The sequence below is a fragment of the Streptomyces sp. cmx-18-6 genome, from assembly GCF_046548915.1.
Lineage (GTDB): Bacteria > Actinomycetota > Actinomycetes > Streptomycetales > Streptomycetaceae > Streptomyces.
The window spans coordinates 161,675-175,791 of the sequence record NZ_JAEBEP010000002.1 but is presented as its reverse complement, the minus strand read 5'-3'; the positions used below and the strand labels follow the sequence as shown (position 1 = coordinate 175,791).

Below are 14,117 nucleotides of genomic sequence, written 5' to 3'. Positions count from 1 at the left end.
GGGTTGGATGGAGGGCATGAGCGAATCACAGAACGCCTCGACCGTGCCGGAGTGGGAGCAGCGGTTCCGCGCGCCCAGGGTGTCCCTTCCCGACTGGGCCGAGGACGCGCCTGACCGCTCGCTTTTCGTCTCCAACGCCACGGGGACCTATGAGCTGTACGCATGGGATCGCGCGAGCGGGCGGCAGCGCCAGGTGACCGACCGGCCCAACGGCACGACCGACGGCGTGCTGACGCCGGACGGTGAGGCCATCTGGTGGTTCAGCGACACGGACGGCGACGAGTTCGGGGTGTGGATGCGCCAGCCGTTCGGCGGCGGGGAGGACGAGCCCGCCGCGCCGGGCCTCGCCCCCTCCTATCCGGCGGGGCTCGCCATCGGACGGGACGGTTCGGCGGTGATCGGTCGCTCGACCGACGAGGACGGGACGACCGTCCATCTCGTGCGGCCGCCGGGCGGGGACGGGAGTGGCGGCACGGACGGGGGCGGGACCGTGGAGATCTATCGGCATCGGGAGTCCGCCGGTGTCGGGGACCTGTCGCACGACGGGACGCTGATCGCGCTGGAGCACACCGAGCACGGCGACGCCATGCACTCGGCGCTGCGGGTGGTGCGCCCGGACGGTTCCACGGTGGCCGAGCTGGACGACACCGAGGGCGGCACGAAGGAGCTGGGGCTCGCCGTGCTGGGCTTCGCGCCGGTGGCCGGTGACACCCGGCTGCTGGTCGGGCATCAGCGCCGGGGCCGCTGGGAGCCGATGATCTGGGACCCGGTTGCGGGCACGGAGACCGCGCTCCCCGTCGACCTGCCCGGTGACGTGGGCGCCGAGTGGTATCAGGACGGCTCCGCGCTGCTCATCGAGCACAGCTTCGAGGCCCGCAGCGAGCTGTGGCGGTACGAGCCGGGGGCCGCGGAGCCCGTGCGCGTGGAGACCCCCGCCGGGACGGTGTCGGGGGCCACGGCCCGCCCGGACGGCACGGTGGAGTACCTCTGGTCCTCGGCCGCGCAGCCGCCGGTGGTGCGGTCGACGAGCGGTGCGGTGGTCCTGGACCCGCCGGGCGCCAAGGCCCCGCCCTCGGTGCCCGTCGAGGACGCGTGGGTGGAGGGGCCCGGCGGCCGGATCCACGCCCTCGTGCAGAAGCCCGCCACCGGGGACGGGCCCTTCCCCACCGTCTTCGAGATCCACGGTGGCCCGACCTGGCACGACAGCGACGCCTTCGCCTCCGGCCCGGCGGCCTGGGTGGACCACGGGTTCGCCGTCGTGCGGGTCAACTACCGGGGCTCCACCGGTTACGGCCGCGCCTGGACGGACGCGCTCAAGCACCGGGTCGGCCTGATCGAGCTGGAGGACATCGCGGCCGTGCGGGACTGGGCGGTGGAGTCCGGGCTCGCGGACCCGCGGCGCCTGGTCCTGGCCGGCGGGTCGTGGGGCGGCTATCTGACCCTGCTCGGCCTCGGCACCCAGCCGGACGCCTGGGCGCTGGGCCTGGCCGCCGTGCCGGTTGCGGACTACGTCACGGCGTACCACGACGAGATGGAGGCCCTGAAGTCGATGGACCGCACGCTGCTGGGCGGCACGCCGGAGGAGGTGCCCGAGCGTTTCGAGGCATCGTCGCCGCTGACGTACGTCGACGCGGTGCGCGCCCCGGTCTACATCTCGGCGGGCGTCAACGATCCGCGCTGCCCCATCCGTCAGGTGGAGAACTACGTGGACCGTCTCGCGGCGCGCGGCGCGGTGCACGAGGTGTATCGGTACGACGCCGGCCACGGCTCGCTGGTGGTGGAGGAGCGCATCAAGCAGGTGCGGCTGGAGCTGGAGTTCGCGCTGAAGCACCTGGGGGGAGGCGACGTGCGGGGAGCGGGGGCGTAGGGGCTGGAGCGGGAGCGTCAGGGCTGGGCAGGGTTCCTCGGCGGGGCCGGTGCGCCCTCCGGCAGGGGCTGGGCGGGGCTCATCGGGGACGTAAGAGGCGGATAAAGGGCGGACCCCGCTCCAGGCGGCCGGAGCGGGGAACCGTACCGTGGAGGGGTGTACCGGTTCCTGCTGACCCCGCGATGGTGGGGGATCAACCTCTTCGTCGTGCTGGCCATCCCGTTCTGCGTGTTCATGGGCACCTGGCAGCTCGGCCGCTTCGAGGACCGTGTGCAGTCGCACGAGCAGGCGGAGAAGCAGCCCGATCCGAGCACCCGGGCCGCGAAACCGCTGGACGAGCTGCTGCCCGTCGACAAGGTGACGTCCGGCCGCCCGGCCGTCGCGACCGGGACGTACGCCGACCAGTTCCTGGTTCCCGGCCGTGAACTCGACGACCGCCAGGGCTTCTACGTCCTGAACCTGCTGCGCACGGACGGCGGCAAGGCCCTGCCGGTCGTACGGGGGTGGCTGCCGGGCACCGCGGGCAGCGTCCCCGTACCCGCCGCACCGCGGGGCGAGGTCACGGTGACCGGCGACCTCCAGGCTTCCGAGAACGCGAACAGCGACGGCGTCAACGTCAGGGGCGGGCTCCCCGAGGGGCAGCTCGGCATGATCAGCGCCGCGACGCTGGTGAACCTGGTCGAGTACGACGTGTACGACGCCTGGGTGACGCTTCCCGAGACGGGGACGGCGACGGGCGGTGCGGGCGGTACTAGCAGCGGCGGCGCGATGAAGCCGGTGCCCGCCGCCGCCCCGCAGGGCAGTGGGCTCGATCTCAAGGCGTTCCAGAACCTGGGGTACACGGGCGAGTGGTTCGTCTTCGCCGGCTTCGTGCTCTTCATGTGGTTCCGGCTGGTCCGCCGCGAGGCCGAGGCCGCCCGCGATCTCGCCCTCGGCCTGGTGCCGGAGGGCGGGGAGGCGTCCGAGTCGCCCGAGGGCGTATCGGAGGGCGTACAGGAGGATGTGCCGGAAGGCGTATCGGAGGGCGTGGAGAGGCCCGACGCCGTGAAGACTCCGGAGACCGCGAAAGGGCTGTAGCCCTTGCGATCCGTCAGCGGATCCGGAGCCTGTCTCCCAGCCTGTGTCTCGTAGCCTCGCCACGCCTCGCCGGGGCCTGAGAGCTCGTCGGAACCTGAGAGCTCGCGGGGCCTGAGAACTCCGCAGGGCTGAGAGAGCGCTCGCCGGGCCTGAGAACTCGCAGGGCTGAGAGCTTGCCGGGCCTCAGACGCGGGGGCTGAGAGTGCGCGGGGGCCTAATCGGTGGCGAGGACGCCCGTGCGGTAGATCGTGCCGGAACAGGCGTTGGGGATCGTCGTCGCCGCCGTGGGGGCTCCCGCCTCCGGGGTGTGCGTCACGGCGACGCTGCCGTCCGCCGCGCCGTCCTGGGACAGCGACTGCGCATCGACGCCGGACTGCTGCCCGGAACCCTCGCTCGTCGTACCGCCGGTACCGTCCGACGACGGGGTGGGGCTGGGTGACGGGGCCACGGTCGGGCAGGTGTCGGTCGGCACCCAGGCGAACCGGACCTCGTACGCCATGGTCGGCTTCAGCAGCACCGTGCCCGGCTCCTGCGAGGGGTCGGGCAGGCCGGACGCCGCGTCGCCCGCAGTGTGCTGGATCACGTCGATCTTGAGCGGGTCGGCCGCGCCGAGGGCGGTGAAGCCCACGGTGCCGCTGCTGCTGACCGTACATTCCGCGCCGGACACGTTCGCGATTCTGAAGCTGCCGTACACCGTGCCGTCCGTGCCCGGTGCGTCGGTCCACGCCGAGGCGACGCCGAGCTGGCCCGGGTCGCAGACCGGCAGGGAGGCGAGCTCCGAGGGCGGTGAGGCGGAGACCCCGCCCGTCACGCCCTTCTCCGGGTCCTTGCCGATGCTGGAGGAGGGGCTCCGGGAGGGGTCCGGTTCGTCGGGGTCGCTCGTGCTCGCACGGTCGGTCGGCTTCGCGGGCCGCTCGTTCCGTGCTTCGGGGTCGGTCTCGTCCCCGTTGCCGCCCTGGGCCTGTTCGCCGTGCCCGGCGATGGCGGGCGAAGCGATGGAGGAGTCGTCCGACTTCGCCACGTGCACGAAGGCGGGGACGGCGGTGCCGATCAGCAGCGCCGCCGCGGCCGCGCCGACGACGGCCTGTCGTCGTCGGGCCCGCCGGGCGGGCACGGCGCGTTGCAGCTGTTCGAGGGCCCGGTCGGAGGCTTCGAGGTCCCCCACGGCACCGTGCAGCATCCGGCGGAGGGCGACCTCGTCCAGCTCGAAGCCGGAGCCGTCATCGGGGCCGTCGCCCAGGCCCGCACCCGTGCCGGGACCGTCGCCGGGGCCACGTCCTCCGCGCCCGCCCCCGAAGAGATCGGTCAACGTGCCGGAGAGGTCGTCACCCGCCGCACCCGTACCGGCGGCCGCGCCCGCACCCGTACCGGCAGCACGATCAGCACGGGCTGCGGCACTGTCCGCACCGGCGGGTCCGGAGACGTGACCGGGTCCGGAGGTGTGACCGGGGCCGGAGACGTGACCGGATCCGGAGGTGTGACCGGGCCCGGAGGTGTGACCGGCTCCGGCGGCGTCGTCATCGTCGTCCGCACGCGCGGGCGACGGCCCCGGTTCCGGGCTCTCGCCCTCGTCGGGTTGCGCGCTCTCGTCGTGCGGGCGGTCCGGGCCGTCCGGGGTGTCCGGATCGGTGTGCGGAGTCTTCTCCGGCCCGTGGTTCACAATTCCGTTTCCCGTCGGGTGGTTCTCGTGCCTGTGCTCGTGCCGGTCATCGGGGCCGCTCATTTCTGGGCCTCCATCACAACGCGCAGCGCCGCGATACCGCGGGAACCGTACGCCTTGACCGAGCCCAGCGAAACTCCGAGCGTCTCCGCGACCTGGGCCTCCGTCATGTCCGCGAAGTAGCGCAGCACCAGCACCTCGCGCTGGCGTCGCTGGAGCCCCTTCATGGCCTTGATCAGCGCGTCCCGCTCCAACTGGTCGTACGCGCCCTCCTCCGCGCTCGCCATGTCCGGCATGGGCTTGGAGAGCAGCTTCAGCCCGAGGATGCGGCGGCGCAGCGCGGAACGCGACAGGTTGACGACGGTCTGGCGGAGGTACGCGAGGGTCTTCTCGGGCTCCCGGACGCGGTTGCGCGCGGAGTGCACACGGATGAACGCCTCCTGCACCACGTCCTCGCAGGACGCGGTGTCGTCCAGCAGCAGGGCCGCGAGGCCGAGCAGCGAACGGTAGTGGGCGCGATAGGTCTCGGTGAGGTGGTCGACCGTGGTTCCCGCTGCCACCGTCTCCTCAGCACCCTCGCGCTGCGAGGGCAACGAGACCGTGCGCGCAGCGGGCATGGGCGCGATCACCGGCATGCCGCCGGGCACGCGGGGCCTCCGGAGCGGACGCACGGTCGCGCCTCGCAACGGGCCCGCCACTGTGATGTCGAGAACCTCTGCCACGCCTGTTGGACACGCTGCCCCCCGTCAGGGTTGTACGCGTACGGCACCGCGTTCGACGCTGTGCGACATGCCCTCATACGTACCTGCTCTTCCCCAAATGCCCCGTAAGCGCGTCCCGTCAAGCAAGAAGCGACGGCATAGACGCCACCCGGCCGACATGCGGTTGCAGAAGGCCGGGAGATCATCGTCGGATATGACAACGCCCCAGCTCAAGAGGTTCAGACCAGGTAATTGCTCATAGGGCGTTCACAGATCCTACAAAACAGGTTCGACCAATCGGGTTCGCCGGGTCCGGCCAATGGTTCGCTCGGGTTCGCTCAGGCGCGGGGGAATTCGGCGGCCACGGATTCGGCGATCTGCGCCACGTTCAAAGCGGCCCCTTTGCGGAGGTTATCGCCGCAAAGGAACATTTCCAGGGCCCGGGGATCGTCCATCGAACGCCGCACCCGGCCGACCCAGGTGGGATCGGTGCCCACCACATCGGACGGGGTCGGGAAATCGCCGGACGCGGGGCTGTCGAAGAGCACGACGCCGGGCGCGGTCGCCAGGATCTCGTGGGCCCGCTCGACGGTGACCTCGTTCTCGAAGCGCGCGTGGACGGACATCGAGTGCGCCGCGATGACGGGGACGTACACACAGGTCGCCGTGGTCCGCAGGTCCGGCAGGTTCAGGACCTTGCGGCACTCCTCACGGATCGCGAGCTCCTCGGACGACCAGCCGTCCCCGGCGTCGGAGCCGGCCCACGGCACGACGTTCAGGGCCACGGGGGCGGCGAAGGGGCTCTTCACCGTGCCGCCGTCGAAGCTGTCGGAGCCGTTGAAGTCGTCGAAGCCGTCTCTGGGTCTGCCTCGGAAGCCGTCACCGGCGCCCGGTCTGCCCCGGGAGCCGTCCCCCGACCCGGAGCCGAAACCGGGCCGCGACCCGGAACCGAAACCGGCCCCGGACCCGGAGCCGCCGCCGAGGGCTCTGCGTACGTCCCCGGGATGGGTGCCCAGCTCCGTACCGGCCACCAGCGACAGCTGTTCGCGCAGGGCGGCGACGCCGTCCCGACCCGCGCCGCTGACCGCCTGGTAGGAGGAGACGATCAGTTCGCGCAGCCCGAATTCCGCGTGCAGCGCGCCGACCGCGACGATCAGCGACAGCGTGGTGCAGTTCGGGGACGCGACGATGGAGCGCGGCCTGTTCCGTACGGCGTGGAGGTTGATCTCCGGGACGACCAGCGGTACGTCGTCGTCGAGCCGGAAGGCCGCCGAGTCGTCGATGACGACGGCGCCCTGGGCCGCGGCGATCGGGGCCCAGTGGGCGGACACCGCGTCCGGCACCAGGAAGAGGGCCACGTCGATGTCGTCGAACACGTCCTCGGCGAGCGCGAGGACCTCGCTCTCCTCGCCGCGCACGACCAGTTTGCGGCCGGCCGAGCGCGGCGAGGCGATGAGTCTGACCTCGCCCCAGACGTCCGCGTGCTGCGAGAGGATCCGGAGCATGACGCCGCCGATCGCCCCGGTCGCACCGACGACCGCGAGCGAAGGGCGGCGTGCGGTCATCGGCCGGTGCCCCCGTAGACGACGGCCTCGTCGGAGTCGCTGTCGAGGCCGAAGGCGGTGTGCACGGCGCGCACGGCCTCGTTGACGTCGTCGGCGCGGGTGACCACCGAGATGCGGATCTCGGACGTCGAGATGAGCTCGATGTTCACGCCCGCGTCGGACAGCGCCTCGAAGAAGCCGGCGGTGACGCCCGGGTTGGTCTTCATGCCCGCGCCGACCAGGGAGATCTTGGCGATCTGGTCGTCGTAGCGCAGCGACTCGAAGCCGATGGTCCCCTTGGCCCGCTCCAGGGCGTCGATGGCCTTGCGGCCCTCGGACTTGGGGAGGGTGAAGGAGATGTCCGTCAGGCCGGTCGACGCGGCGGAGACGTTCTGCACCACCATGTCGATGTTGACCTCGGCGTTCGCGATGGCGCGGAAGATCGCGGCCGCCTCGCCCGGCTTGTCCGGGACGCCGACGACGGTGACCTTGGCCTCCGAGACGTCGTGGGCGACTCCGGAGATGATCGCGTGCTCCACCTTCTGGTCCCCTTGCGGTTCGTTGCTGACCCAGGTTCCGCGCAGTCCGGAGAAGGACGAGCGGACGTGGATCGGGATGTCGTAACGGCGTGCGTACTCGACGCAGCGGTGCAGCAGCACCTTGGAGCCGGACGCGGCCAGCTCCAGCATGTCCTCGAAGGAGATCCAGTCGATCTTCTTCGCCTTCTTCACGACCCGGGGGTCCGCGGTGAAGACGCCGTCGACGTCCGTGTAGATCTCACAGACCTCGGCGTCCAGCGCCGCCGCCAGCGCGACGGCGGTCGTGTCCGACCCGCCGCGGCCGAGGGTGGTGATGTTCTTGCCCTCCTGGCTCACGCCCTGGAACCCGGCGACGATGGCGATGTTGCCCTCGTCGATCGAGGTCCGGATGCGGCCCGGCGTGACGTCGATGATGCGCGCTTTGTTGTGGACCGAGTCGGTGATGACACCGGCCTGGCTGCCCGTGAACGACTGGGCCTCGTGGCCCAGGTTCTTGATCGCCATCGCCAGCAGGGCCATGGAGATCCGCTCGCCGGCGGTCAGCAGCATGTCGAACTCACGGCCGGCAGGGATCGGCGAAACCTGCTCGGCGAGATCTATCAACTCGTCCGTCGTGTCGCCCATCGCGGACACCACGACAACCACCTGGTTGCCGTTCCTCTTGGCGTCGACGATGCGCTTGGCGACCCGCTTGATGCCCTCGGCATCGGCTACGGAGGAGCCTCCGTACTTCTGCACGACAAGGCCCACGTGCGCTCCTCGCTCAATCATTACTGCGGTCGGCTCAGTCTAACGAGCAGTCCGGAATCGACCCGTCCATACCAGATGATGAGATGTCCCGCTCATCACCCGGTACGGCGTGTCGTCCCGAACTGCTCGTACGGGGTTGCTGCCCACCCAGCACGAGAGCACTCCCTTTTGTGGTCCAGCCCACACGTGCCAACCCATCCGCCCGGTCGCACCCGCCGGCTCACACCTTCCAGCTCACACCGTCCGGGAGCACGGCGCGAGCCGGGACCGCCGGCCGGGTCAGCCGTCGCGCCGGGTCAGCCGTCGCGCGGGGGCCGCCGGCCGGGTCGGTCCTCGCGCCGGGGCCGCCGGCCGGATCAGACCGCCGTCAGCGACTCCACGTCGATGACCGGGGTGTTCTGCGCGGCCGCGACGCGCCAGACCCCGTCGTCCTTCGCCAGGACGTAGGTGGGGGTGCCGGGGACCGCCTCGGGGTGGGCGGCGATGAGCTCGGAGGGGTCCTCCTGGCCGCGGAAGATCTCGTCCAGGAACACGCCGTCGAGGTCGACCGGGCGCTGGCGGATCTTGACCGCCGCCACGTCGGGCCGGATGAAGAGGATGAGGTCGACCGTGTACGTGGCCTTCACCGGGGAGTCCGCCTGCGGAGGGAGCACCTTGCGGGTGAAGGCGCCGATCTCCGGCAGGCCGGTCAGCCGCTTGCCGTGGGCCGTCGTCCAGATGGCGTCCTCACGGAAGCCGCCGAGGAACGCCTCGGGCAGCGCCTTGTGCTGGGCGTCCTGCACGGCGGCCACGAACGCGACGATGGCGTCGACGTCCTCCTGCGGGGCGGGCACACCGAGAACGGTGGGGGCGGGGGCCGAAGTCCTGTTGCTCATGCGGGTCTCCTCGTGCCGAGCGATGCCGGTCGGTCCGGACAGACCCGAGCCTCAGCCCTCAAGCACGGTTGGGGTCAAGGGGAACCCGCACCCTCCCCCGTAACCCCTGCGCGCCCTACTTCACCGGCCGCAGCCCCAGCGGTCCCGCGATCTCCTGGAGCATGACGCGGCCCGCCTCCTCCGCCAGGTCCTCCTCACCGGGGTCCTGGTCGGTGTCGAGGCCGTCCAGCTCCTCCAGGGGCTGGCCCAGGCGGATGTGGGCGACCAGGGACTGGAGGGCGCGCAGGGTGGCGGAGGCGGTGGAGCCCCAGTTGGAGAAGTACGAGAACTGCCACCACCACAGCGCCTCGGCCGTGCGGTCCGCCTCGTAGTGGGCGAGGCCGTGGCCCAGGTCGGTGACCAGGTCCGCCAGGTCGTCGGAGATCCGGTGCGGGACCGGGGCCTTGCGGGGCTCGTACGGGTCGAAGACCTCGGAGTAGACGTCGATCGGCTCCAGCAGCACCGCGAACCGCTCGCGCAGGCCGTCCGCGTCCGGCTCGGGGCCGAGGTCGGGCTCGTAGCGCTCGTCGGGGAGGACGTCCTCGTACGCGCCGAGGCGGCCGCCCGCGAGCAGGAGCTGCGAGACCTGGAGGAGCAGGACCGGAACGGCCTCTTCGGGTTCGCCGACCTTGGACACCTCGGTGACCGCGACGATGAACGTCTTGATCTGGTCCGCGATCTGGACGGCGAAGTCGCCCGGGTCCTGCGTGACGGAGTTCAGCGTGGCGTCAGACATCGAGGGGACCTCCCGTGGGCGCGGTCACAGACGGTGAAGCAGACGGCAGTACACAAGGGGCCCGTACGGCGGTGGCGTCAGACATCCAGCAGCCGCCTCCCCTCGAACGCGCGGCCGAGCGTGACCTCGTCGGCGTACTCCAGGTCGCCGCCGACCGGCAGGCCGCTGGCCAGCCGGGTCACCCTGAGGCCCATCGGCTTGACCATCCGCGCCAGGTACGTCGCGGTGGCCTCGCCCTCCAGGTTGGGGTCGGTCGCGAGGATCAGCTCCGTGATGGAGCCGTCCGCGAGGCGGGCCAGCAGCTCGCGGATGCGCAGGTCGTCCGGGCCGACGCCCTCGATGGGGCTGATCGCCCCGCCCAGCACGTGGTAACGGCCCCGGAACTCACGCGTCCGCTCGATCGCCACGACGTCCTTGGGCTCCTCGACCACACAGATGACGGTCTGGTCGCGGCGCGGATCGCGGCAGATCCCGCACTGCTCCTGCTGGGCGACATTGCCGCACACGGCGCAGAACCGGACCTTGTCCTTGACCTCCAGGAGGGCGTGGGCGAGTCGGCGTACGTCGGTGGGCTCGGCCTGGAGGATGTGGAAGGCGATCCGCTGCGCGCTCTTGGGACCGACGCCGGGCAGCCTGCCCAGTTCGTCGATGAGGTCCTGAACAACGCCTTCGTACAACGGAACGCCTTCCTTTGCTTCCTGCTCCGAGGCTTTCTGCTCCGACGCTTCCCGCTCCGACGCCTCCTGCCGCGGCGCTTCCTGCTTCGTACCGTAGTGGGTACGGGGCGGTACCAGTAGGCCCCCGGCGTCGACTCCGGGCGGCCCGCCGGGTCAGAACGGCAGGCCGGGGATGGAGCCGCCGCCGCCCAGGCCCTGCGTCAGCGGGCCGAGCTTCTCCTGCTGGAGCGCCTGCGCGTTCTCGTTGGCCGCCTGGACGGCCGCCACCACGAGGTCGGCGAGCGTCTCGGTGTCCTCCGGGTCCACGGCCTTGGGGTCGATCACGAGGGCCCGCAGCTCGCCGGAGCCGGTCACGGTGGCCCTCACGAGACCACCGCCCGCCTGTCCGTCGACCTCGGCGCTCGCCAGCTCCTCCTGGGCCGCGGCGAGGTCCTGCTGCATCTGCTGGGCCTGCTGGAGCAACTGCTGCATATTGGGCTGGCCACCACCGGGAATCACGGTCACTCCTGGCATTCGACGACAAATGTTTCGGTAAGCCGAGCCTACGTGGTCCCCGGTCACCGCGCTCCACCCACCGGGCAGCAACTCTTTCGGGTGAGATTCACCGACCGCCGCGAGGGCTCCTATACCTGACCAGCGGCCCCGTGCAGGCGGTATTCCCGCGATTTCGACTCCACGGCCCACCATTCGGCGGTAGGAAGAGCGTGCACATCGATACGCATGCGCGCATGCATGGTGACGCAGAGTAACCTGCGGAGGGTCGCCGTCGGTCGCACGGACCGCTCCGCCCCCCGCCGAGGCCGTCCCGGGCGAGAGCAGCCCCGGGAGGAGGCCCCGCGCGCCCGTCCCGTCCGTCAGAGTGCAGAGGAGTGCCCCGGTGAGTCAGCCGGAGATGCAGCCCGAGGGGCCGCCCCGCAAGGAGTCCGACGCGGGTTCCGGTGAGATCGGAGCGGAACGTTCCGCTCCTGGCTCCCGGACCGGTGCGGCAGCCGGGGGGTTCGGGGGCTCCGGGGCCGGCGGGCGTGATCTGACCGGGCGCGCCTTCCCCCGCGGGGACTGGGGCGAGCCCGCCGAACGGCTCGACGAGCTCTACCGCTGGGTCGAGTCCGGCGCGCTGGCCACGGCGGACTGGTATCTCAACGACCGGGTGTGGAAGCGCCGGGGGGCCAGGGTCCTGCGGCTGGGCACCGCCGGCGGAGTCGTCGCGGGGGCCGCGCTGCCGTTGCTCGACCTGACCGGCGCGCTGAGCGGGTCGGCCGGGTGGGGCTATCTGTCGCTGCTGCTGGGGGCCGCGTGCATGGCCTGCGACCGGTATTTCGGCCTCACCTCCGGCTGGATAAGGAATCTCGCCACGGCCCAGGCGGTGCAGCGGCGGCTCCAGGTGCTCCAGTTCGACTGGGCCTCGGAGTGCGTACGGGAGACGCTCGGGCCGACCGAGGGCACGGCCAGCGAGGCCGCCGAGCGGTGCCTCGGGGTGTTGCGGCGGTTCTCGGAGGACATCACCGAGCTGGTGCGGTCGGAGACGGCGGACTGGATGGTGGAGTTCCGGGCGGGGCCCGCGCCCATGGGGACGCAGGCGCTCGTCACCGGGAGCGCGGGGGGGCGGGCGGAGCCGGGGGGGATGCCGGGGCGGTTCTCGATGCCGTCCGTGGCGGCCCGGCCGAACATGCCTCGGCAGCGGCCGCCGGAGTCGCCGCGGTAGGGGGCCGGGGGCGTGGCGGGGGTCCGGGGGCGCGGCCCCCGGGGCCCCGGTCCTCAAGCGCCGGACGGGCTTGATGTGCCGGTCCGGCGGCGCGGGAGCCACGTCGTGAGGGTTCCGTCCTCAAACGCCGGACGGGCTGGATCGAGCGCGGATGCGATGGACCGGGCGCGGGCACGTGGGCGGGCTGGATCGAGCGCGGATGCGACGGACTGGGTGCGGGCACGCGGACGGGCTGGGTCGAGCGCGGGTGAGCTGCGGGGGGGGGGGAGGGGAGGTCAGCTGAAGATGATCATTGAGCCTTGGGCCAGGGAGCGGGTCGCCGCCGCGTGGAGGCCCAGCCAGACGTGTCGCTCGCGGGCGAAGGGGCTGTCGTCGTACGGGATCGGGCCCGCCGGTTCCTCCAGCTCGGTCGGACCGGCGGGCGGCTGCGGGGCGGCCGGAGGGTTCGCCGGGTCGATGCCGATGGACGGGGCCACGTACTCCAGCTCCCGCAGCAGCCCGTGCGAGGAGCCCAGCGGGCCGCCGCCCGCCAGCAGGGCGTCGTTCGACAGCGGGACCGGGAAGTCGACCGGGACGTACGCCCCGGCGTGGTCGTAGTGCCAGACCAGGTGCGACTGCTGCGCCGTCTGCTCGAACATCTCGAGCAACTGCTCGTAGTCGCCGTCGAGACCGGCGACCGGGGTGACGGCGAGGCCGCTCAGCTGGAGCAGATAGGCGCGGCGCAGGAAGTGCAGGGCGTCGTAGTCGAAGCCCGCCACGGGTGCGACGTCCCCGTTGAGGCCCGGCATGTAGGCGAACACGGGGACGGACGGCAGTCCCGCGTCGTTCAGCGCCTGGTCGTAGACGGCGATCTCTTCGGCGAACGGGTTGTCGGGGCTGTGGCACAGCACATCGACGAGGGGGACCAGCCACAGGTCACAGGCCACGAAGTCTCGCTCTCCAACGGTTCGGGCGATCGTCGGAACAGCGTAATGCGAGGCGAACCTCGCGCACAGTGCCCGGGCCTTCTACTCTTCCCGGTCCTCGCGGGCTTTCGTCGTCCCCCGGGCCTCGCGGGCTTCCCTCGCCCCCGTGCCTCGCCGGCCTCCCTCGCCCCCTGGGCCTTCTACTCTTCCCGGGGCCCCCGGGCTTCCATCGCATCCCGGGCCGCGCGGGCCTCCCTCGCCTCCCTCGCCTCGCCCGCCTCCCGGTCCTCGCCGGCCTCCCTCGCCTCCCGGGCCTCCAAGTGGTCCGCCCAGGCGAGGGCGTGGTCGTAGTACGTGTGCATCACCGCGAGCACCCCGTCCCGGTCGCCGCCCGCGATGGCCTCGACCAGCTCCTCGTGGCCGAACCACAGCACGTGCTCGTCGGGGTGCTCGCCGCGCAGCCGGTGCACGGCGAACACCCATGCCTGGACGCGGAGTTTGGCGAGGAAGTCGGTGATGTACGGGTTGAGGACGAAGCCCCCGAGCTCCCGCCAGAAGCGGAGGTCGTAGCCGATCAGCACGTCGAGGTCGCCGCCCTTCGCCGCGCGGACCGCCTCCGAGGCCCGGCGCCGGATCGGGCCGAGCGCCTCGCGCCGGACGGCGACCTGGTCGGCGGGGCTGCGGAAGATGCCCTCGACGACCAGGGAGCGGGCCTCGACCATCGCCCGGTAGTCCCGGATCGTGAACTCGCGGACCTGGAAGCCCCGGTGCTGGTCCGAGGCGAGCAGCCCCTGTGCGGAGAGGTCGAAGAGCGCCTCGCGGACGGGGGTCGCGGAGACCCCGTACTGTTCCGCGATCTGCTTGACGGTGAACTCGCGGCCCGGGCGCAGTCGCCCGGCCAGCACTTCGTCGCGCAGCGCGTCGGCGATCTGCTGGCGCAGCGTACTGCGGGTCACGCCTCCGCTCGGGCTCATGGGCGGCCTTCCCGTTCGTCGACCGGATGTCGTCGGCCGTATTTCAGCTCGGGTCACCATAAGCCAGGCCC

At 71.9% G+C, this 14,117-nt stretch carries 13 protein-coding genes; 3 read left to right on the top strand and 10 right to left on the bottom strand.

Going from position 1 to position 14,117, the window contains the following annotated elements:
- Window positions 1–7: 7 nt before the first annotated feature.
- Window positions 8–1,867, top strand: coding sequence for a S9 family peptidase (locus ACLJPL_RS05815; protein WP_411079601.1), 1,860 nt, complete (start codon window positions 8–10; stop codon window positions 1,865–1,867).
- A 156-nt stretch (window positions 1,868–2,023) separates the two neighbouring features.
- The gene (locus tag ACLJPL_RS05810; protein ID WP_411079600.1) at window positions 2,024–2,944 is read left to right on the top strand and encodes an SURF1 family protein; all 921 of its coding nucleotides are present in this window, start codon (window positions 2,024–2,026) and stop codon (window positions 2,942–2,944) included.
- 214 nt (window positions 2,945–3,158) lie between these two features.
- Here ACLJPL_RS05810 and ACLJPL_RS05805 read toward each other — a convergent pair whose 3' ends face one another.
- From ACLJPL_RS05805 to ACLJPL_RS05770, 8 genes are all read right to left on the bottom strand, one after another.
- Entirely contained in the window at window positions 3,159–4,604 is a 1,446-nt protein-coding gene (locus ACLJPL_RS05805; protein ID WP_411079599.1) for a hypothetical protein, read from the bottom strand.
- Window positions 4,605–4,663: 59 nt separating this feature from the next.
- Window positions 4,664–5,239 (bottom strand): SigE family RNA polymerase sigma factor, encoded by a 576-nt coding sequence (locus ACLJPL_RS05800; protein WP_411080022.1) that lies wholly within the window; start codon window positions 5,237–5,239, stop codon window positions 4,664–4,666.
- A gap of 404 nt (window positions 5,240–5,643) precedes the next feature.
- Window positions 5,644–6,870, bottom strand: coding sequence for an Asd/ArgC dimerization domain-containing protein (locus tag ACLJPL_RS05795; RefSeq protein WP_411079598.1), 1,227 nt, complete (start codon window positions 6,868–6,870; stop codon window positions 5,644–5,646).
- Window positions 6,867–8,138: an aspartate kinase gene (locus ACLJPL_RS05790; RefSeq protein ID WP_411079597.1), complete on the bottom strand. Its 1,272-nt coding sequence runs from the start codon at window positions 8,136–8,138 to the stop codon at window positions 6,867–6,869. The genes ACLJPL_RS05795 and ACLJPL_RS05790 overlap by 4 nt, the downstream gene beginning before the upstream one ends.
- Before the next feature lie 356 nt (window positions 8,139–8,494).
- Window positions 8,495–9,013 carry an SgcJ/EcaC family oxidoreductase gene (locus tag ACLJPL_RS05785; RefSeq protein WP_411079596.1) on the bottom strand — a complete coding sequence of 173 codons (519 nt, stop codon included), beginning with the start codon at window positions 9,011–9,013 and terminating at the stop codon, window positions 8,495–8,497.
- 115 nt (window positions 9,014–9,128) lie between these two features.
- Complete coding sequence (locus tag ACLJPL_RS05780; RefSeq protein ID WP_411079595.1) at window positions 9,129–9,788, bottom strand: DUF5063 domain-containing protein; 660 nt, start codon at window positions 9,786–9,788, stop codon at window positions 9,129–9,131.
- 77 nt (window positions 9,789–9,865) lie between these two features.
- Window positions 9,866–10,465, bottom strand: a complete 600-nt coding sequence (recR, locus tag ACLJPL_RS05775; RefSeq protein WP_411079594.1) for a recombination mediator RecR — start codon at window positions 10,463–10,465, stop codon at window positions 9,866–9,868.
- Between the two features lie 153 nt (window positions 10,466–10,618).
- Window positions 10,619–10,963, bottom strand: a complete 345-nt coding sequence (locus ACLJPL_RS05770; protein WP_411080021.1) for a YbaB/EbfC family nucleoid-associated protein — start codon at window positions 10,961–10,963, stop codon at window positions 10,619–10,621.
- Between the two features lie 379 nt (window positions 10,964–11,342).
- Between ACLJPL_RS05770 and ACLJPL_RS05765 the strand changes: the two genes are divergently transcribed.
- Window positions 11,343–12,167, top strand: a complete 825-nt coding sequence (locus ACLJPL_RS05765) for an SLATT domain-containing protein (RefSeq protein ID WP_411079593.1) — start codon at window positions 11,343–11,345, stop codon at window positions 12,165–12,167.
- Window positions 12,168–12,442: 275 nt separating this feature from the next.
- Here the strand turns inward: ACLJPL_RS05765 and ACLJPL_RS05760 are convergent, their stop codons facing one another.
- The gene (locus ACLJPL_RS05760; RefSeq protein WP_411079592.1) at window positions 12,443–13,093 is read right to left on the bottom strand and encodes a hypothetical protein; all 651 of its coding nucleotides are present in this window, start codon (window positions 13,091–13,093) and stop codon (window positions 12,443–12,445) included.
- Between the two features lie 179 nt (window positions 13,094–13,272).
- Window positions 13,273–14,046: a GntR family transcriptional regulator gene (locus ACLJPL_RS05755; protein ID WP_411079591.1), complete on the bottom strand. Its 774-nt coding sequence runs from the start codon at window positions 14,044–14,046 to the stop codon at window positions 13,273–13,275.
- Between the last annotated feature and the right edge of the window lie 71 nt (window positions 14,047–14,117).